General features: G+C 68.8%; 17 protein-coding genes and 2 tRNA genes. 12 read left to right on the plus strand and 7 right to left on the minus strand.

The features are described from left to right. Positions 1–19: 19 nt before the first annotated feature. Positions 20–1210 (plus strand): trans-sulfuration enzyme family protein, encoded by a 1191-nt coding sequence (locus tag ACIPV2_RS04820; RefSeq protein WP_400838993.1) that lies wholly within the window; start codon positions 20–22, stop codon positions 1208–1210. A 27-nt stretch (positions 1211–1237) separates the two neighbouring features. Here ACIPV2_RS04820 and ACIPV2_RS04825 read toward each other — a convergent pair whose 3' ends face one another. Then, positions 1238–2146 (minus strand): SDR family oxidoreductase, encoded by a 909-nt coding sequence (locus ACIPV2_RS04825; RefSeq protein WP_400838995.1) that lies wholly within the window; start codon positions 2144–2146, stop codon positions 1238–1240. A gap of 123 nt (positions 2147–2269) precedes the next feature. Here ACIPV2_RS04825 and pepN point away from each other — a divergent pair, with 123 nt between their 5' ends. After that, positions 2270–4771, plus strand: a complete 2502-nt coding sequence (gene pepN, locus ACIPV2_RS04830; protein ID WP_400838997.1) for an aminopeptidase N — start codon at positions 2270–2272, stop codon at positions 4769–4771. A gap of 37 nt (positions 4772–4808) precedes the next feature. Here the strand turns inward: pepN and ACIPV2_RS04835 are convergent, their stop codons facing one another. After that, positions 4809–5447 (minus strand): MBL fold metallo-hydrolase, encoded by a 639-nt coding sequence (locus tag ACIPV2_RS04835; protein WP_400838999.1) that lies wholly within the window; start codon positions 5445–5447, stop codon positions 4809–4811. A gap of 146 nt (positions 5448–5593) precedes the next feature. On the opposite strand from ACIPV2_RS04835, the gene ACIPV2_RS04840 reads away from it, so the two are divergent. Together ACIPV2_RS04840 and ACIPV2_RS04845 are read left to right on the plus strand one after the other, a co-directional pair. Next, a tRNA-Glu gene (locus tag ACIPV2_RS04840) sits at positions 5594–5666 on the plus strand. A 142-nt stretch (positions 5667–5808) separates the two neighbouring features. Next, a tRNA-Glu gene (locus ACIPV2_RS04845) sits at positions 5809–5881 on the plus strand. A gap of 58 nt (positions 5882–5939) precedes the next feature. Here the strand turns inward: ACIPV2_RS04845 and ACIPV2_RS04850 are convergent. The 3 genes from ACIPV2_RS04850 to ACIPV2_RS04860 are packed head-to-tail and all read right to left on the minus strand — an operon-like array spanning position 5940 to position 8474. Continuing rightward, positions 5940–6746, minus strand: coding sequence for an SDR family oxidoreductase (locus tag ACIPV2_RS04850; protein WP_400839001.1), 807 nt, complete (start codon positions 6744–6746; stop codon positions 5940–5942). Positions 6747–6804: 58 nt separating this feature from the next. Beyond that, positions 6805–7920, minus strand: coding sequence for a DUF4349 domain-containing protein (locus ACIPV2_RS04855; RefSeq protein ID WP_400839003.1), 1116 nt, complete (start codon positions 7918–7920; stop codon positions 6805–6807). Continuing rightward, positions 7917–8474 (minus strand): RNA polymerase sigma factor, encoded by a 558-nt coding sequence (locus ACIPV2_RS04860; RefSeq protein WP_101186947.1) that lies wholly within the window; start codon positions 8472–8474, stop codon positions 7917–7919. The genes ACIPV2_RS04855 and ACIPV2_RS04860 overlap by 4 nt, the downstream gene beginning before the upstream one ends. A gap of 228 nt (positions 8475–8702) precedes the next feature. Here ACIPV2_RS04860 and ACIPV2_RS04865 point away from each other — a divergent pair, with 228 nt between their 5' ends. The 7 genes from ACIPV2_RS04865 (at position 8703) to ACIPV2_RS04895 (ending at position 16256) form a co-directional block, all read left to right on the plus strand. Beyond that, complete coding sequence (locus tag ACIPV2_RS04865; RefSeq protein ID WP_400839006.1) at positions 8703–9689, plus strand: TerC/Alx family metal homeostasis membrane protein; 987 nt, start codon at positions 8703–8705, stop codon at positions 9687–9689. Positions 9690–9871: 182 nt separating this feature from the next. Next, positions 9872–11299 (plus strand): 3-isopropylmalate dehydratase large subunit, encoded by a 1428-nt coding sequence (gene leuC, locus ACIPV2_RS04870; protein WP_101186457.1) that lies wholly within the window; start codon positions 9872–9874, stop codon positions 11297–11299. Then, on the plus strand, positions 11299–11919 hold the full coding sequence (leuD, locus tag ACIPV2_RS04875; RefSeq protein WP_400839008.1) for a 3-isopropylmalate dehydratase small subunit: 621 nt from the start codon (positions 11299–11301) through the stop codon (positions 11917–11919). The genes leuC and leuD overlap by 1 nt, the downstream gene beginning before the upstream one ends. A 104-nt stretch (positions 11920–12023) precedes the next feature. Further along, positions 12024–13388: a UDP-N-acetylglucosamine 1-carboxyvinyltransferase gene (gene murA / locus ACIPV2_RS04880; protein ID WP_101186459.1), complete on the plus strand. Its 1365-nt coding sequence runs from the start codon at positions 12024–12026 to the stop codon at positions 13386–13388. A gap of 4 nt (positions 13389–13392) precedes the next feature. Then, the gene (locus ACIPV2_RS04885; protein WP_400839010.1) at positions 13393–14142 is read left to right on the plus strand and encodes a lysophospholipid acyltransferase family protein; all 750 of its coding nucleotides are present in this window, start codon (positions 13393–13395) and stop codon (positions 14140–14142) included. Continuing rightward, positions 14132–15268, plus strand: a complete 1137-nt coding sequence (locus ACIPV2_RS04890; RefSeq protein WP_400839012.1) for an NAD(P)H-dependent glycerol-3-phosphate dehydrogenase — start codon at positions 14132–14134, stop codon at positions 15266–15268. Before ACIPV2_RS04885 ends, ACIPV2_RS04890 begins: the two co-directional genes overlap by 11 nt. After that, the gene (locus tag ACIPV2_RS04895) at positions 15174–16256 is read left to right on the plus strand and encodes a D-alanine--D-alanine ligase family protein (protein WP_400839014.1); all 1083 of its coding nucleotides are present in this window, start codon (positions 15174–15176) and stop codon (positions 16254–16256) included. The genes ACIPV2_RS04890 and ACIPV2_RS04895 overlap by 95 nt, the downstream gene beginning before the upstream one ends. 31 nt (positions 16257–16287) lie before the next feature. On the opposite strand, the gene ACIPV2_RS04900 is transcribed toward ACIPV2_RS04895, so the two are convergent. Beyond that, positions 16288–16767, minus strand: a complete 480-nt coding sequence (locus tag ACIPV2_RS04900) for a DUF3515 family protein (protein ID WP_101186463.1) — start codon at positions 16765–16767, stop codon at positions 16288–16290. A gap of 23 nt (positions 16768–16790) precedes the next feature. Here ACIPV2_RS04900 and thiL point away from each other — a divergent pair, with 23 nt between their 5' ends. After that, positions 16791–17795, plus strand: coding sequence for a thiamine-phosphate kinase (gene thiL, locus ACIPV2_RS04905; RefSeq protein ID WP_400839017.1), 1005 nt, complete (start codon positions 16791–16793; stop codon positions 17793–17795). A gap of 19 nt (positions 17796–17814) precedes the next feature. Here thiL and rsmD read toward each other — a convergent pair whose 3' ends face one another. Continuing rightward, positions 17815–18390 carry a 16S rRNA (guanine(966)-N(2))-methyltransferase RsmD gene (gene rsmD, locus ACIPV2_RS04910; RefSeq protein ID WP_400839019.1) on the minus strand — a complete coding sequence of 192 codons (576 nt, stop codon included), beginning with the start codon at positions 18388–18390 and terminating at the stop codon, positions 17815–17817. Positions 18391–18437 lie beyond the last annotated feature (47 nt).

The raw sequence follows: 18437 nt of genomic DNA on the forward strand, positions 1-18437 counted from the left end.
AAAGAGCAGGATCGACGACATGTCCGACATGCCGCTGCACCCCGACACCGTCGCCGTCCACGCCGGCCGCGCCGACTTCGGCGCCCTCGGTGTCCACGCCGCCCCGATCGATCTGTCATCGACCAATCCCCTGCCCGACATCCTGCACGGCGGCGACTCGTACGAGTCGATGGCCACCGGCGGTCACCCCCTGCCCGACGGCGGCAACGTGTATGCGCGGCTGTGGAACCCCACCGTCGCACGCTTCGAGGAGGCACTGTCCGAACTCGAGCACTCCGAGGCGTCCGTCGCCTTCGGCTCCGGGATGGCGGCCATGACCGCCGCGATACTCGCGCACACGACCGCCGTGGGCAAGCGGCACATCGTCGCCGTGCGACCCCTGTACGGCGGCACCGATCACCTGCTGGACTCCGGGCTGCTCGGCGCGGAGGTCACCTTCTGCCATGAGCACGAGGTGTCCGCCTGCGTTCGCCCCGACACCGGCATGATCGTCCTCGAGACACCCGCGAACCCGACGCTCGACCTGGTCGACATCGCGGCCGTCGTGGCGCAGTCCGACGGCATCCCGGTGCTCGTCGACAACACGTTCGCCACCCCGCTGCTGCAGAACCCGCTCGATCTGGGAGCGGCGATGTCGATGCACAGCGCGACGAAGTACATCGGCGGTCATGGTGATGTGATCGCCGGCGTCATCTCCTGCAGCGAGCAGACGGCCGAGGCGCTGCGCAGGGTGCGCGCGATCACGGGCGCTCTGCTGCACCCGCTCGGCGCATATCTGCTGCACCGCGGTCTCGCCACTCTGCCGATGCGCATCCACGCCCAGCAGAACTCCGCCCGCACGCTCGCCCTCGCGCTGCAGCAGAACCCGGCGGTCAGCGAGGTGCTCTACCCCGAGTTCGGTGACGAGCGCGGCCTGATCGGCCGGCAGATGCGCGGCGGGGGAGCGATGATCGCCGTACGGCTCGCCGGCGGATACGCCGCAGCCGAGGCGCTGACCGGAGCGGTGCGGCTGTTCACCCATGCCGTCTCACTCGGCGGCGTGGACTCGCTGATCCAGCATCCCGCCGCGCTCACCCACCGCCCGGTCGCACCGGAGGCGCGACCGGGGGCCGATGTCGTGCGGCTGTCGATCGGTCTCGAGAACGTCGACGATCTGCTCGCCGACCTCGAGCAGGCGCTCGCGAAGGCGCCGGTGCGGACCACCGCGTGAACCGCACCGGCGACATCGCGCGCGGTCTCACGGGGTGGGCATGCCGCCGTTCACGTTGAGCGTCTCTCCGAGGACGTAGCTGGACTCCGGTGACGTGAGGAAGACGTACGCCGGGGCGAGCTCGGTGGGCTGACCGGCGCGGCCCAGGGGAGTGCTCTTGCCGAACTCGGGCAGAGCATCCTTCGGCTGCCCGTCCGAGACCTGCAGGGGCGTCCAGATCGGACCGGGCGCCACCGCGTTCACGCGGATGCCCTTCTCCGCGACCTGCTGTGCGAGGCCCTTGGTGAAGTTGTTGATCGCGGCCTTCGTCGAGGCGTAGTCCAGCAGGTGCGGCGAGGGCTCGTACGCCTGGATGGACGTGGTGTTGACGATCGTGGACCCAGCGGGCATGTGTGCGAGAGCCGCCCGGGAGACGCGGAACATCGCGATGATGTTCGTCGTGAACGTCTCGGTCACCTGGTCGTCGTCCAGGTCGGCGATGTCCTCGACCGCGATCTGCTTGCCGGCGTTGTTCACCAGAGCGTCCAGTCCGCCGAGCGCCTGCACAGCCTGGTCGACGAGCTGCTGGCAGAAGTCGCGGTCGGTCAGGTCACCGGGGAACAGGAATGCCCGTCGTCCGCAGTCCTCGATCACGGACTTCACGTGCTGGGCATCCTCCTCCTCTTCCGGCAGGTACGACAGGGCGACATCGGCGCCCTCGCGAGCGAACGCGATCGCCACCGCCGAGCCGATTCCGGAGTCCGAGCCGGTGATGAGGGCTCGGCGCCCCTCGAGCCGCCCGGTGCCCCGGTATGACTGCTCGCCGCGGTCGGCCTTCGGCTCCAGCTTCTCGTCGAGGCCGGGCTCGGGCTGGTCCTGCTTGGGCGGGCTGATCGAGGGGAAGCGATCCACCGGGTTCTGGAAGGTCAGCTGGTCGTTGGTGTTCTCGTCGGTCATGTCAGCTCCTTTTCGCGTAGGCGTGCGTGAGCCACGCTCGCTTTCCTCGTCACGCACGGGAAGGGGGTTGCGCTCGCGGCGCTGGCCACTGCGTGAGCAGTCGCGACGTGACACGATGGACGAATGAGCTCTGCCAATCTGTCCCGCGATGAGACCTCCCGTCGCGCAGCGTCGATCACGCTGCGCGAGGTGCGGGTCGAACTCGACCTCGCCGGCGCCCCCGAGCGCGCCCGCACCGGCTTTCCCACCGCGACGACGCTGACGTTCGACGCGGCCGAGGCCGAGACCTGGCTGGACTTCATCGGGGAGTCCGTCGACCGCGTCATCGTCGACGGTGACGAGCGCGAGCTCCGCTGGGACGGCGCCCGCATCCTGCTCGACGGCCTGGGCGGCTCGCATGTGGTCCGCGTCGAGGGCGTCGCAGCGTACAGCCGCTCGGGTGAGGGCATGCACCGCTTCCACGACCCCGTCGACGGGGAGACGTATCTGTACACGCAGTACGAGCCAGCTGACTCCCGCCGCGTCATGGCGTGCTTCGAGCAGCCCGATCTGAAGGCCGCGTACACGTTCCACGTTGTCGCTCCCGCAGGCTGGCACGTGCTCTCGAATCAGTCGCCCGCGCACGTGACACCCGGAATCGGCGTGCAGACGGTGGAGTTCGCCCCCACCCTGCCCATCTCCAGCTTCATCACCTCGGTCGCCGCCGGACCGTACGCCAGGATCGACGGCGAATGGACGCGCGACGACCAGCGAATCGATCTCGGCGTGCTGTGCCGCGCATCCCTCGCCGAGCACCTGGAGGCCGACGAGATCCTCGAGGTCACCCGTCAGGGTCTCGACTTCTTCACCGACGCGTTCGCGTACCCGTACCCGTGGGGCAAGTACGACCAGATCTTCGTGCCCGAGTACAACCTCGGCGCGATGGAGAACCCTGGCCTCGTGACGTTCACCGAGGCGTACATCAGCAGGGGAGCCGCGACTGACGCGCAGCGCGGCGCGCGGGCCAACACGATCCTGCACGAGATGGCCCACATGTGGTTCGGGGATCTCGTGACGATGCGCTGGTGGGATGACCTGTGGCTCAAGGAGTCGTTCGCCGACTACATGGGCACGCATGCCTCCGCCGCCGCGACCCGGTTCACCGATGCCTGGGCGCGATTCGCGAACAGTCGCAAGACCTGGGCGTACCGGCAGGACCAGCTGCCGACCACTCATCCGATCGTCGCCGACATCCCCGATCTCGAAGCCGCGAAGCTGAACTTCGACGGCATCACGTACGCGAAGGGCGCCTCGGTGCTCAAGCAGCTGGTCGCATTCGTCGGCGAGGACGCGTTCTTCGAGGGCGCGCGCCGCTACTTCGCCGCGCACGCGTTCGGCAACACCACCCTCGGCGACCTGCTCGACGAGCTCGAAGCGGCCTCCGGGCAGCCGCTGCGCGACTGGTCGCGGTCGTGGCTGGAGACCAGCGGGGTCTCGGCCCTCTGGCTCGAGACGGATGCCGAGGGACGACGCGTCATCGTGCAGGACAGCGGCGACGTGGCCCCGCGCCCGCACCGACTGCGGGTCGGGCTGTACGACCGCGTCGACGGCGCACTCGCCCTCCGCGAGCGCATCGAGCTGACCGTCGACCAGGAGCGCATCGAGGTCGAGATCCCGGATGCCGACCTCATCCTGCTCAACGATGACGACCTCACCTACGCCAAGGTGCGACTCGACGAGCGCTCGCTCAGCACCGTCGCCGCCTCGCTGTCGTCGCTGTCGGATGACCTGGCCCGCGGCCTCATCTGGTCGTCGCTGTGGAACGCGACAAGGGACGGCGAGCTGGCCGCGACCCGGTATCTCGAGATGGTGCGCACGCACGCGCCCGCCGAACCGAACGTCGGACTGCTGAGCGCGACGCTGCTGAATGCCGCGTTCGCCATCGCGCACTACGTCGTCGACGACGAGCGCGCAGAGCAGCGCCGTTCCTGGGTCGACTCGACCTGGGCGGCGCTGCAGAGCGCCGACCCCGGCAGCGATGCTCAGCTGTCGTGGGCACGCGCCTTCGCCGCCGCGTCGTCGTTCGACGACTCCCGCGCCGACGACGTTCGTGCGATCCTCGACGGAGACGCCCCGCAGGGGCTCCCGATGGATGCCGACCTGCGCTGGCTGCTGCTCACCGCGCTGGCCACCACGGGACGTGCGGACGCCGAGGCGATCGCGGCAGCGCGCGCGGCCGATGACACGGCCGCCGGCCGTACCGCGGAGATCCGCGCCCTGGCATCCCGGCCGGATGCCTCGACCCGCGCCGCAGCGTGGGAGGCGGCCTGGAACGACCACAGTCTGAGCAACGACCACCTCGACGCGACCATCTCGGGCTTCCGCGCCGGCGGGCGTCGCGACCTCATCGACGGTTTCGACGCGCAGTACTTCGAGCGGATCCGCGGCGTATGGACGGAGCGCAGCATCGAGCTCGCACAGCGACTCGTGCTGGGCCTGTTCCCCGCGACCGAGAGCACCGACGCCGTGGACGCGTGGCTCGAGCAGAACGCGGATGCTCCGGGTGCGCTGCGTCGTCTGGTGATCGAGTCGCGCGACGATCTCGCACGCGATCTGCGGGTGCGGGCGGCTCAAGCCGGGCTGTGAGCGCGGTCCGGCCCTGAGTGAGACGTCGAGGCTCTCGTCAGACGTCGAGGCTCTCGGCCGGGTCGAGCTCGAAGAACTTCCCGCCCCCCTGCTCTGTCGCCCACTGCAGACGTTGGCGATGCATGGTGCGCCCGATCGTAGACAGCGTCATGTCGTGCGTGCCGAAGCAGCGCCGCGGGGCCACGGCGAGCACGAAGTCCATCGCCTCGCCGATCTTCAGCCAGGGAGCGCCCAGCGGAGCAGCGAGGGTGCTCACGTCGACGCCGTTCGGAACCGCGTAGGAATCGCCGGGGTAGTACAGCTCATCGTTCACGAGCACACCGAGGTTCTCGATCTCGGGCATGCTCTCGTGGATGACCGCGTGCTCGCCGCCGAAGAACCGCAGGCTGAACGCGCCGACCGTCACCGCGTCGCCCGGCGCCACGACAGTGATGTCGTAGTCGGACGCGGCAGCAGCCACGCCTGCTGTGCTGAAGATCGGGATGCCCGGCGCAGCGCGAAGGATGCGGTCGAGGTGCGCGGCCGTCCAGTGGTCGGGGTGCTCGTGCGTGATGACGACGGCCACGACTGCGCCGAGGTCGTCGAGCGGCATGGTGAACGAACCTGGATCGATCAGGAGGGTCTCGCCGCCCTCGTCGATTCGCAGTGCCGCGTGCTCGTACTTCGTGATGCGCATGAGCGCAGTCAACTCGCCCGATCCGGTTCGGGCAAGCCCGTCGACGCGACACGCCCGTGATGTATGCGCCGTCGCTGCCGATTTGGAGTGGTAGCGCCCGGCGTGACAGAATTGCACGGTTGCCACATCGGTCCTCAGGGCCGGACGGCCCCATCGTATAGCGGCCTAGTACGCCGCCCTCTCACGGCGGTAACGCGGGTTCGAATCCCGCTGGGGTCACAGCGACACAGAAGGCCCTCCGATCGCTCGGAGGGCCTTCTGCATACCCGGCGGCCGGCCACCCGGCCGAGCTGCAGGCGTAGGTCAGGGCTGATTTTGTGCGCCGGGATCGGTCATGGCATACTTGAACGGTTGCAGTGACGGCCCCATCGTATAGCGGCCTAGTACGCCGCCCTCTCACGGCGGTAACGCGGGTTCGAATCCCGCTGGGGTCACGGACATGAAGAAGGCCCTCCGGAATCCGGAGGGCCTTCTTCGCGTCCGGACGGGTGTTCAGCCCTCACGCCAGGAGTCGTCGGTGAGATGCGATCCAGCCTGCGGGCCCATCTGCAGCATCCCGCCGTCGACGCTCCAGTCCGCGCCGGTCACGTAGCTCGCCTCTGCAGAGGCGAGAAACGCGATCACCGCCGCCACTTCCTCGGCCTTCCCCGGCCGGCCGAGCGGCACGCCTGGCCGGTGGGTGCGATCGGCGTCGGCCGACGTGCGGCCGCTTGCAGCCGTCGCGATCTCACCCGGCGCCACGGCGTTGGCGGTGATGCCGTGCTCGCCGAGCTCCTGCGCCATGGTCTTGATGAGACCCGACAGCCCGTGCTTCGCTGCGATGTAGGCGGCCAGGCCCACTCGCGGCTGGTGCGCGTGCACGCTGGTCACGGCGATGATCCGGCCACCTGCGCCGGCGGCGACCATGCGGCGTGCCGCGGCCTGCATCCCGGCGAAGGCCCCATCGAGGTTCAGCGCCACCGTGTCGCGCCACTCGCTCAGCGGCACCTCGAGAAACGGACGAGGCACGCTGGCGCCGGCGTTGTTCACGAAGACGTCGAGTCCGCCGAGCCGTTCCGCGAGATCGTCGACCACCCCCGCGACGCTGCCGAGGTCGGTCGCGTCGAACCGCGTGACGACCGCCGTGCGACCTCGCTCGCGCACCCCGGACGCCGTCCGCTCGGCGCCCTCTTCGTCGCTGTGCCAGGTGATGCCGACATCCATGCCGGCATCAGCGAGCGCGAGAGCGGTGGCGGCCCCGATCCCGGAATCGGATGCCGTGACGATCGCGTACCGGGGAGAGAAGGACTTCACTGTCATGGCGGCACGCTACCGGACGCGAGCGCGCGCGCGGAAGGGTGTCGTCCGGATGCCGGCTTCAGTCCGCCGTTGCGCTGCGACGCCGGCGTCGGCGGATGAGCCACACGACCACCAGCACGAGCGCGGCGATGCCGAGCCACGGCAGCAGGAAGCCGATGACGACCACGAGGCCGTTCATGCTCGCGATCAGCCCGTTCCACCCGGCCAGCAGCCCGTCGCTGAAACCTGCGGGATCCGCCCCGGCAGCAGTGCTCTGCTCGGTCAGCTGAATGGAGAGCGTCGACAGGGCGACCTGCTCGTCCAGGCTCTTCAGCTGCTGCTCGTAGCTCTCGAGCTGCGCCTGGCGCTCGCTGAGCGCCGATTCGGCGGCGATCAGGTCGGCCACCGATCCCGACTTGCTCATGAGCTCCGTCAGCCGCTCGACCGAGGTGCGCGCCGAGGCGATCCGAGCCCGCAGATCGACGGCGGTGGAGGTGACGTCGTCGCGTGAGATCGTCGAGCGCAGCACCTCGGCATCCGCGCCCACGGCCGTCATCACCTCATCGAGATCAGCGGCGGGGATCCGGATGCTGATCCATCCGGTGCCCGGCTCTCGCGGCTGCGGGGGGAGCAGCTCGCCCCCAACGGGGTCGAGACCGAGCGAAGCGGACTCGACGAAGCCGCCGTGCTCGGCAGCCAGAGCCGCGATCTCATCGGCAGCGTCCTTCGCGTCGCTCACCTGAAGTGTCATCTCGGCAGTCACGATGATCTCCCTGGTGCCGTCGAGAGTCGCGAACGGCACGTCTGCGCCCTTGTCGCCGCTGTCGTCACGCGGGGCGACCGCCCCACCCGACGAGATCGTGTCGCTGCCGTCAGCATCACCTCCGGATTCGGCCTGGGGAGCAGGCTGGACCTCGCTCGCGGCATCGCGCGCCGGTGCAACGGCCGCCGAGTCGCCCGCGCTGCTCGGCATCGCCGATCCCAGTCCGTTCAGCAGCGGCGGCGCGATGAGCGCGCCGGCGGCGAACGCGGCAGCCACTCCGAGAGCTGTGGCCCACCCGCGTCGACGACGACGTCCGTCAGCCGCCGCGCGCGTGCTCCCGTGCGCATCGTGGGCGATCCGATCGAAGATCGTCCGCTCCATCTCCGCGATGCTCTCGTCGCTCAGCGGAGGCAGTCCGCTCTTCTCGCTCATGCGTCTCTCACTTCCTTCACCGCGCCGCGAAGTCGCGAACGCACCCGGGAGAGACGATTGCGAACAGCGGCGTGGCTCACCCCGAGCTGTGCGGCAGCGGCCTCGTAGGCGTACCCCTCCACCGCGCACAGCCGGAAGATCTCCCGGTCGGTGTCGCCGAGGCGCTCCACTTCTGCCGTGATCCGCTCGGCGAGCGATGACGCGATGACCTGGTCCTCGACGCTCACCGTGCCCGGGAGCATCTCGTCCACGGCATCCGCGGTGTTCGCGCTGTCGCGGCGCAGCCGACGAAGGCGGTTCGCCGACTGGAAGCGGCAGATGGTCGCGAGCCACGGCAGCAGGGAATCGCCGAGCAGCTCGAGACCGGGCAGCTTCCGCCAGGCGACCACGAACGTCTCCTGCACCACATCCTCGGCGTCGGAGGGCGAGCCGAGGATCCCGTGGGCGATCCAGTAGACCGCGCGCACATGGGCGCGGTAGATCGCCCGGAACGCATCCTGATCCCCGGATGCGGCTCGAGCGGCCCACTCGCGGTCCTGCGTGCTGTTCGGCATCCCTCTTCCGTTCGCCGTCGCCTGTCTGAGTGTCTCTCATATGCAGGTGTCCCGGAACAGGAGACCGTCTCAGAATCCGCTACGATCGATGCAGCGAGGGGGAGTATCCCGACATCGCGCGGATCGTCATCACGAGCACCATCAAAGCTGCTCCGGCCGCGCGACGCATGTCACACATGCGGGGAGAGACTTTCGGTACTCACCGCACCCCCGAAAGGCTCCAGTCCTTTGATTCCCATCTGGTTCGAAGTCACGTCCCTCATCGTGCTCACCGTGATCCTCATCGCGGACCTGCTGCTGATCCTCAAGCGGCCGCATATCCCCTCGACCAAGGAGTCCAGCCTGTGGGTGGCGTTCTACGTCACTCTGGCGCTGATCTTCGCGGCCACGCTCGCCTTCTTCGGCGACACGAAGTCATCGCTCGACTTCCTCACCGGGTGGGCGATGGAGTACAGCCTCTCGATCGACAACCTCTTCGTCTTCGTGCTGATCATGACGCAGTTCTCGGTGCCGCGTCGCTATCAGCAGGAGGCGCTGATGGTCGGCATCATCATCGCGCTGGTGCTGCGCGCGATCTTCATCCTCATCGTCGGCGCTGCGGTCGAGCATCTCAGCCCGATCTTCTACCTCTTCGGAGCGTTCCTCGTCTTCACGGCGATCCGTCAGGCCATGCCTGAGAAGGAGGAGGACGACGCGAAGACCGAGAACTTCATCGTCCGGCAGATCCGCAGGGTCATCCCGATCAGCGACGAGTACGACGGGCCCAAGCTGCGCACGGTCGTCAGCGGCAAGAAGATCTTCACCCCGATGCTCATCGTGTTCGTCTCGCTCGGCGTCACCGATCTGATGTTCGCCGTCGACTCCATCCCCGCCATCTTCGGCGTGACGACCAACCCGTTCATCGTGTTCACAGCGAACCTGTTCGCGCTGATGGGTCTGCGTCAGCTCTACTTCCTGCTCGGCGATCTGCTCGACCGCCTGCGCTACCTGCACTACGGGGTGGCGTTCATCCTCGCGTTCATCGGCGTCAAGCTGATCCTGCACGCCATGCACGAGAACGAGCTGGCGTTCATCAACGGCGGTCAGCCGATCGAGTGGGCTCCCGACATCAACAACTGGGTGTCGCTCGGTGTCATCTTCGCCTCGATGGCCGTCGCCACCATCGCCAGCCTGATGGCTTCGCGACGCGACAGGAAGGCCGCCCTCGAGAGCTGAGCACGACCGGTTCCGCTGTGCGAAACACACCGAAGGGCCACCCGTCGACGCCGTGTAAACTGACCGGCATGCGGCGGGTGGTTCTTCTTCTTAGCAGCCGCGACGGGACCTCGATCTAAGGCCTTCCTCGTCGCGGAGTCCATCATGGGCCGACTCTTCGAGCCATCTAAGGAACACACCGCATGACCAGCAGCACAGCGCCGCGCACCCTGGCCGAGAAGGTCTGGGACGATCACCTCGTCGTCAAGGGCGAGAACGGCGAACCGGATCTCATCTACATCGACCTGCACCTCGTGCACGAGGTCACCAGTCCGCAGGCATTCGACGGGCTGCGCGCCGAGGGGCGTCCGCTCCGCCGGCTCGACCTGACGATCGCGACCGAGGACCACAACACCCCGACCCTCGCCATCGACAAGCCGATCGCCGACCTCACCAGCCGCACGCAGATCGAGACGCTGCGTCGCAACGCCGCCGAGTTCGGCGTGCGCCTGCACTCGCTGGGCGATGCCGAGCAGGGCATCGTGCACGTGGTCGGCCCGCAGCTCGGGCTCACCATGCCCGGCATCACCGTGGTCTGCGGCGACTCGCACACCTCCACGCACGGCGCTTTCGGCGCGATGGCGTTCGGCATCGGGACCAGCGAGGTCGAGCACGTCATGGCGACCCAGACGCTGCCTCTGAAGCCCTTCAAGACCATGGCGATCAACGTCGAGGGCACGCTGCGGCCGGGGGTCACCGCGAAGGACATCATCCTCGCCGTGATCGCGAAGATCGGCACCGGCGGTGGACAGGGCTACGTGCTCGAGTACCGCGGCAGCGCCATCCGCGCCCTCTCGATGGAGGGCCGCATGACGATCTGCAACATGTCGATCGAGGCCGGCGCGCGCGCCGGCATGGTCGCCCCCGACGAGACGACCTTCGCGTACGTGAAGGACAAGCCGCATGCTCCGCAGGGGCAGGACTGGGACGACGCGGTCGCCTACTGGCGCACGCTGCCGACCGACGAGGGTGCGACCTTCGACGCCGAGGTGTTCATCGACGCCGACCAGCTCGAGCCCTTCGTCACCTGGGGCACCAACCCCGGCCAGGGAAGCTCGCTGTCGTCGTCCGTGCCCGACCCGGCCGCGATCGCCGACGCCAACGAGCGCGCAGCCGCAGAGCGTGCGCTCGAGTACATGGATCTCACTCCCGGCACCCCGCTGAAGGAGGTGCAGGTCGACGCCGTCTTCATGGGGTCGTGCACGAACAGCCGCATCGAGGACCTGCGCGCCTTCGCGTCGATCATCGACGGCAAGAAGAAGGCCGACGGCGTTCGCGTCATGGTCGTTCCCGGATCCGCCCGGGTGCGCCTCGAGGCCGAGGCCGAGGGCATCGACAAGATCGTCGAGGCGTTCGGAGCCGAATGGCGATTCGCGGGATGCTCGATGTGCCTCGGCATGAATCCCGATCAGCTCGCCCCCGGTGAGCGATGCGCGTCGACATCGAACCGCAACTTCGAGGGACGTCAGGGCAAGGGCGGTCGCACGCACCTGGTCTCGCCTCTGGTCGCAGCCGCCACCGCGATCCGAGGCACGCTGTCGAGCCCCGCAGACCTGGAAGCGAGCATCTGATGGAGAAGTTCACCACCCACACCGGCATCGCCGCTCCGCTGAAGCGCTCGAACGTCGACACCGACCAGATCATCCCCGCGGTGTTCCTGAAGCGGGTCACCAAGACCGGCTTCGAGGATGCCCTGTTCCACGGCTGGCGTCAGGATCCGGAGTTCGTGCTCAACCAGGCCCCGTACCAGGGCGCATCCGTGCTGGTCGCCGGGCCCGACTTCGGTACCGGATCGAGCCGCGAGCACGCTGTCTGGGCACTGCGCGACTTCGGATTCTCGGTCGTGCTCTCGTCGCGCTTCGCCGACATCTTCCGGGGCAACTCCGGAAAGCAGGGCCTGCTGGCGGCGACCGTCGAGGAGGCCGAGATCGAGCGGATCTGGGAGCTGATCGACGAGCGACCGGGTAGGTCGGTCACGGTCGATCTCGAGGCTCGCACGGTGACCGTGCCCGGCGAGACGCCGGGCTCCGAGCCTGTCTTCCAGGCCGCCATCGGGATCGACGATTACACTAGATGGCGGCTCCTCGAAGGGCTCGATGACATCGGGCTCACTCTGCGCAACGAAGACAAGATCGCGCAGTTCGAGGCCCGTCGCGAGTCGTGGCGGCCACGTACGCTTCCGGTCCGATAGGGCGGGACATCGTGGGCCGGGGGCCACAAGCCCTGCGGCATCCGCCGTGAGATACACAGACATCGCGGCGAACGCCGCGATGTCCCGAAGAAGATGAGGCCCGAATGACGACATCGCCGCGAGTTGCTGTAGACGACCGGGTTCCGGCTCCCGCCGGATCTGTCCTCGCGATCCGCGGCGGCAGACCGCTGCGCGGACGCGTCGATGTCAAGGGCGCCAAGAACCTCGCCACGAAGGCGATGGTCGCGACCCTGCTCGGTGAGACGGCGAGCACGCTGCGCGATGTCCCCGACCTCAGCGACGTCGCCGTCGTCCGGTCGCTGCTCGAGGTGCACGGCGTGACCGTCACCGAGGGTGACGAGCCCGGTTCGCTGATCCTCGACCCGAGCGACGTCGAATCGGCCCACTACGAGGAGATCGACGCGCACGCCGGCGCGTCGCGCATCCCGATCCTGTTCTGCGGGCCTCTGCTGCACCGGCTCGGTCAGGCGTTCATCCCCGACCTCGGTGGATGCCGGATCGGCGACCGGCCGATCGACTTCCACCTCGACGCGCTGCGGAAGTTCGGGGCAGTCGTCGAGAAGCAGCCGAGCGGCATCCGTCTCTCCGCACCCAACGGTCTCAAGGGCGCGAACATCCACCTGCCGTACCCGAGCGTCGGTGCCACCGAGCAGGTGCTGCTGACGGCCGTGCGCGCCAAGGGCGTGACCGAGCTGCGCAACGCCGCCATCGAGCCCGAGATCATGGATCTCATCGCTGTGCTGCAGAAGATGGGCGCCATCATCTCGTACGAGCCGAACCGGGTCATCCTCATCGAGGGCGTCGAGACCCTGAGAGGCTACGACCACCGCGCCATCTTCGACCGCAACGAGGCCGCGTCGTGGGCGTGCGCTGCGCTGGCCACAGACGGCGAGATCTTCGTCGGCGGCGCCAAGCAGCAGGAGATGCTCACCTTCCTCAACGTCTTCCGCAAAGCGGGCGGCTGGTTCGACGTGCAGGAGGACGGCATCCTCTTCCGTCGCGACGGCGAGCTCAAGCCCGTCGTCGTCGAGACCGACGTGCACCCGGGCTTCATGACCGACTGGCAGCAGCCGCTGATCGTGGCACTGACCCAGGCGCCTGGCCGCTCCATCGTGCACGAGACCGTCTACGAGAACCGCTTCGGTTTCACTCAGGCTCTGGTGAAGATGGGCGCCGACATCGAGGTGCACCCGCACGGATTGCAGGACGGACCCCGTCGCGTGCCGCGTCGGGAGCTCGAGCAGGCCGCCGTCATCACCGGCCCCACGCCGCTGCACGCGGCTGACATCGTGGTTCCCGACCTGCGCGGCGGCTACAGCCACGTGATCGCCGCCCTGACGGCGGAAGGCGAGTCGCAGGTCTCGGGTGTCGACATCCTCAGCCGCGGGTACGAGAAGTTCCTCGACAAGCTCCGCGCGCTGGGCGCTGACTTCGACGTCGTCCGGTGAGCTGATGGCCGCCTCAGAACGCAGCCGCCCCAGTCTCTTCTGGCCGCTCGCGGCGATCGTGATCCCGCCTGTGTCGCTGCTGGCCAAGGTCACCGTCTCCGGCGCCGAGAAGCTGCCCCGCACGGGCGCCTTCGTGCTGGCGCCGAACCACTACTCCGAATTCGACCCGCTGATCGTGGCGATGTCGGTGTACCGCGCCGGGCGCCTGCCGCGGTTCATGGCGAAGGACAGCCTGTTCCGCGCCCCCGTCCTCGGCTGGGTCCTGCGGAAGACGGGGATGATCCCCGTCGCCAGGGCATCATCGGCATCCGGTGCGAAGCAGACGCTCACGCAGTCGCGCGAACTGGTCGAGAACGGTCGCGGCGTGATCGTGTACCCCGAGGGGACGCTGACTCGCGATCCCGCGATGTGGCCGATGCGCGGCAAGTCGGGCGCCGTGCGCCTCGCGCTCACCGGCGACATCCCGCTGATCCCGATGGCGCAGTGGGGCACCCAGCAGATCATGGGGCGCTACCAGAAGGGGCTCAGCCTCTGGCCCCTGCGCAAGCCGGTGCGCGTGCTGATCGGCGATCCGGTGGATCTGTCCGACCTGCGCGGTCGCGCCGGCGAACCGGGTGTGCTGAACATCGCGACCGAGCGTCTGATGGCCGCCATCACGGCCCTGCTCGAGGAGCTGCGCGACGAGAAGGCCCCGGAGAAGCGCTGGAATCCGGGCGACCACGGTCAGAAGGAGACGGGCCGCCTTGATTCATAAGCGCACACCGCAGCCCTCCGGCACTCGTGCGGCCGTGATCGGCGCCGGCAGCTGGGGCACCACCTTCGGCAAGATCCTCTCAGATGGCGGCGCCCAGGTGACCATGTGGGCGCGTCGGCCTGAGCTCGCGCAGGAGATCGCCGAGGCGAAGCGCAACTCGAAGTACCTGCCCGGCATCAACCTGCCCCGCACCATCGACGCGACGCACGAGCTCGCTCACGCCCTCGACGGCGCGCAGCAGGTGTACCTGTCGGTGCCGAGTCAGACCCTGCGCGAGAATCTGAAGGCGCTGCGCCCGCTGCTCGCGGGCCAGGACATCCCGATCATCAGCCTGATGAAGGGCGTGGAGCGCTCGTCGGGTCTGCGGATGAGTCAGGTGATCGAGCAGGAGCTGGGATGCGATCCGGACCGGATCGCCGTGGCATCCGGACCCAACCTCGCGCTCGAGATCGCGCGAGAGCAGCCCACCGCAGCCGTGATCGCGTCCCGCAGCCAGGAGACAGCGGATGCCGTGGCGCGCACCGCCCGCAACCGCTACTTCCGCTCGTTCGTGAACACCGATGTCATCGGCACGGAGTTCGGCGGCGTGCTGAAGAACCTCATCGCGGTCGCCATCGGCATCGTCGACGGCGTGGGGTACGGCGAGAACACCAAGGCGTCGATCATCACCCGCGGTCTGGTCGAGATGACCGACTTCGCAGTGGCGAACGGAGCCCGCCCCGAGACGCTGCAGGGTCTGGCGGGACTCGGGGATCTGATCGCGACGTGCCAGTCGCCGCTGAGCCGGAACAACACCGCCGGGCGGCTGCTCGGGCAGGGGTACAGCTTCCACGATGTGGTGAAGCAGATGAATCAGACCGCGGAGGGCCTCGCCTCGGTCGCTCCCATTCTCCAGCTCGCACACGAATCAGAAGTGCACATGCCCATCGTGCAGCAGGTGAAGATGGTGCTCGACGGGCGGATGGACCCGCGTGACATCGCGCCGCACCTGACCACCGACGACGACACTCCGCAGGAGGAGATGACCAATCATGGACAAGCAGACGGTGGTGGTGCTCTTCGGCGGGCGTTCCAGCGAGCACTCGATCAGCTCCGCAACGGCGAGCGGGGTGCTGGCGGCGATTGATCGCGATCGCTACAACGTGATCCCCGTCGGGATCACCCGCGAGGGCGCGTTCGTGCTCGAGCAGGATGACCCCGCGAAGTTCGCGCTGGATGCGGCGAACATGCCGGAGGTGCGCGACAACGGCACGCGGATCCGGTGGCCGGAGGCCGGTGGCGACCGCGTGCTGCGCGTCGTCGCGCCCGATGGCTCGCTCGTCGAACTCGCTGCCGTCGACGTGGTGCTGCCGATCCTGCACGGCACGCACGGTGAGGACGGCACGATTCAGGGCTTCTTCGACATCCTCGAGATCCCGTACGCCGGCGGCGGAGTGCTCGACTCGGCAATGTGCATGGACAAGCACTTCATGAAGGTCGCACTCGAATCCGAGGGCATCGCCGTCTCGCCGTGGGTCACGGTTCGCCAGCGCGCCTGGCAGCAGGATTCGGCGCCGCTGCGCGCCGCGATCGCCGAGCTCGGCCTGCCGCTGTTCGTCAAGCCCGCACGCGCCGGCTCCAGCGTGGGCGTGTCGAAGGTCGAGACTCTCGGCGAGCTCGACGCGGCTCTCGAGGTGGCCTTCGCAGAGGACGAGAAGGTGCTCGTCGAGACGGGCATCGTCGGCCGGGAGATCGAGGTGGCGATCCTCGAGACCGCCGACGGAGTGCGCGCATCGTTGCCGGGTGAGATCGTGCTCACCTCGCGCGGCTTCTACGACTTCGAGGGCAAGTACCTGGGCGGGGAGGGCGTCGACGTCGTCTGCCCGGCTGAGATGTCGGATGCCGAGATCGCGGCCGTGCAGCAGATCGGCGTGCGCGCATTCGAGGCGGTCGACGGCAAGGGCCTCGCGCGGGTGGACGTGTTCCTCGCAGCCGATGGCGAGATCGTCGTGAACGAGCTGAACACCATGCCCGGTTTCACTCCGATCTCGATGTTCCCGAAGTGCTGGATCGCGTCGGGCCTGAGCTACGGCGAGCTGATCACCGAGCTGATCGAGGGGGGCCTGCGCCGCTGAGCCCCCCTGGGTCCCTGAGCTTGCCGAAGGGCTAGTCGGTCAGCTCGTCAGGGGCCGTGCAGGCGCTCTCCGCATCGATCATCCGCACGCCGGACACGATGCCCGGGCTGGTGAGTACATCGTTGGCGCTGACGACCTCGGTGTCGACGAAGACCTGCACGGCAGGACTGCGGCCATAGGTGGTCATGCGCATGCGGGGGGCCTCTGATTCATCGACCAGCCAGTCGATGCCCTCGAGGGTCACGCACTGCAGATCCGCGGTCGGCCCGGGAACGGCGACGCCGCACGTCAGGATGACGCTCGTCTTCCCGTTCGTCCCGTACGCCCCGGTGGCCTGCGCATCGGTCCAGCGGCGGTCCTGCCCGGCCACGCTCTGCGGGAGGCGCACGGTCACCTCGGCGCATGCCGGGTCGTTCGCGTCAGCGGCCGGTGTCAGGGCGACGGTGGTCGAGCAGCCGGTGAGGGCGAGCATCGCCGCCGCACCGGTGATCAGGGCGAGACGGCGCAGCATGATTCCAGGCTACCGTTGTCGGCATGGCATCCGGCTCCGACGACGACCCGCGCATCGGCGACATCTCGGAGGGAGCGGTTCTCCGCGCCATCCTCGCGCGCACCGCACCTGCTGCGCACGCCGTGCTCGGTCCGGGTGACGACGCGGCAGTGATCACCGCTCCGTCGGGATCGGTCGTCGCCACCGCCGACACCCTGGTCGAAGGGCCGGACTTCCGCCTCGCCTGGTCGACCGGCTACGACCTCGGCTGGAAGTCCGCTGCCGTGAACCTCTCCGACATCGCCGCCATGGGCGCGGTGCCCACCGCCCTGCTCGTGTCGCTCGCCGTGCCCGCCGGCACCCGGCTGTCGTTCGTCGAGGCGATGGCGGACGGCTTCCGGGAGTGCTGCGCTCAGCTGGCGCCGGGATGCTCGGTCGTCGGCGGTGATCTCACGGTCTCGGAGCTGCTGATGATCGCGGTCACGGCGCTGGGCGATCTCGGCGGGCGTTCCGCGGTGACGCGCGCCGGTGCGCGGCCCGGCGACGTGGTCGCCCTCGCGGGAGAGCTCGGCGTGGCCGCCGCGGGTCTCGGGCTGCTGTTCGCCCGCTTCCGCAACGGTGCGACCCCGGTGCCGGTCGATCGCTCAGCTCTGGATGCCGTGCAGCAGCGTGCCCTCGATCGGCAGCTGCGGCCGGTGCCCCCGCTCGCGCTCGGACCGATCGCGGCGGATGGCGGAGCCACGGCCATGATGGACGTCTCCGACGGCCTGGCACTGGACGGCTCTCGCATGGCGGATGCCTCCGGTGTGACGATCGCGCTCTCGGGCTCCGCGCTGGACGCGCTGGCATTCGGGGGCGATCGAGGCCGTGCGCTGGGCGGGGGAGAGGATCACGGCCTGCTGGCGACCTTCGCTCCCGGTGAGGTTCCCGACGGCTTCACGTCGATCGGCCAGGTGCTCACTCGCGGGGACGCGTCGGTGCTCGTCGACGGGGAGCCGGTCGCCGAGTCGGGGTGGGACCCGTACCGCGACTGGGATCACGCGCGCTGACAGCGCAGCGGGTGCGGCGTCAGGCCTGCTCGCCCGACGGCTCCGCCCACCACACGCGAGTGTCCCCGTACGCCTTCTCCCTCAGGAGAGTGAGGCCGGCGGCACCGAGGTCGGGTGGCGTCGCCCGTTTGCCGCGCTCGATGACGACCACCGCTTCCTCCGACAGCAGAGCCGCGAGCGCGACCAGGTCGGCCGTCATGGCCGCGTCGTCGAGATCGTACGGCGGATCGATGAACACGAGATCGAACGGACCCTGCGCTCGCGAGAGGTAGGCGCGGACGGCGCTCTGATGCACCTTCGCCGCCGGCTCCGCGCTCATGGCCTTCGCGACCACGGTGACGTTGCGGCCGACGATGTTCGCCGCCGTGCGGGAGATCTCGACGAGATCGACGCGCTGGGCGCCCCGGCTCCACGCCTCGAGACCGAGCGCACCGCTGCCGGCGTACAGGTCGAGTACGCGGGCACCGTCGATGGCATCCATCGACTCCAGCGCTCCGAAGAGCGACTCGCGCACGCGGTCGCTGGTGGGGCGGGTGCCGGCGCCCGGCACGTCCAGGCGTGCGCCACGGGCGGCGCCGGCGATGATCCTCGTCACCCGATCACGATACGACACGGCGGTCGATGTCTCCGGCGCTCCCTAGA

Origin of the sequence: Microbacterium sp. NPDC089987 (assembly GCF_044748505.1) — a bacterium.
GTDB lineage: Bacteria > Actinomycetota > Actinomycetes > Actinomycetales > Microbacteriaceae > Microbacterium.

Excerpts from the sequence above, each read along its gene's own strand:
- ACIPV2_RS04820 (WP_400838993.1), top strand. The coding sequence starts at position 20 with ATGTCCGACATGCCGCTGCACCCCGACACCGTCGCCGTCCACGCCGGC.
- ACIPV2_RS04825 (WP_400838995.1), bottom strand. The coding sequence starts at position 2,146 with ATGACCGACGAGAACACCAACGACCAGCTGACCTTCCAGAACCCGGTG.
- pepN (WP_400838997.1), top strand. The coding sequence starts at position 2,270 with ATGAGCTCTGCCAATCTGTCCCGCGATGAGACCTCCCGTCGCGCAGCG.
- ACIPV2_RS04835 (WP_400838999.1), bottom strand. The coding sequence starts at position 5,447 with ATGCGCATCACGAAGTACGAGCACGCGGCACTGCGAATCGACGAGGGC.
- ACIPV2_RS04850 (WP_400839001.1), bottom strand. The coding sequence starts at position 6,746 with ATGACAGTGAAGTCCTTCTCTCCCCGGTACGCGATCGTCACGGCATCC.
- ACIPV2_RS04855 (WP_400839003.1), bottom strand. The coding sequence starts at position 7,920 with ATGAGCGAGAAGAGCGGACTGCCTCCGCTGAGCGACGAGAGCATCGCG.
- ACIPV2_RS04860 (WP_101186947.1), bottom strand. The coding sequence starts at position 8,474 with ATGCCGAACAGCACGCAGGACCGCGAGTGGGCCGCTCGAGCCGCATCC.
- leuC (WP_101186457.1), top strand. The coding sequence starts at position 9,872 with ATGACCAGCAGCACAGCGCCGCGCACCCTGGCCGAGAAGGTCTGGGAC.
- leuD (WP_400839008.1), top strand. The coding sequence starts at position 11,299 with ATGGAGAAGTTCACCACCCACACCGGCATCGCCGCTCCGCTGAAGCGC.
- murA (WP_101186459.1), top strand. The coding sequence starts at position 12,024 with ATGACGACATCGCCGCGAGTTGCTGTAGACGACCGGGTTCCGGCTCCC.
- ACIPV2_RS04885 (WP_400839010.1), top strand. The coding sequence starts at position 13,393 with ATGGCCGCCTCAGAACGCAGCCGCCCCAGTCTCTTCTGGCCGCTCGCG.
- ACIPV2_RS04895 (WP_400839014.1), top strand. The coding sequence starts at position 15,174 with ATGGACAAGCAGACGGTGGTGGTGCTCTTCGGCGGGCGTTCCAGCGAG.
- ACIPV2_RS04900 (WP_101186463.1), bottom strand. The coding sequence starts at position 16,767 with ATGCTGCGCCGTCTCGCCCTGATCACCGGTGCGGCGGCGATGCTCGCC.
- thiL (WP_400839017.1), top strand. The coding sequence starts at position 16,791 with ATGGCATCCGGCTCCGACGACGACCCGCGCATCGGCGACATCTCGGAG.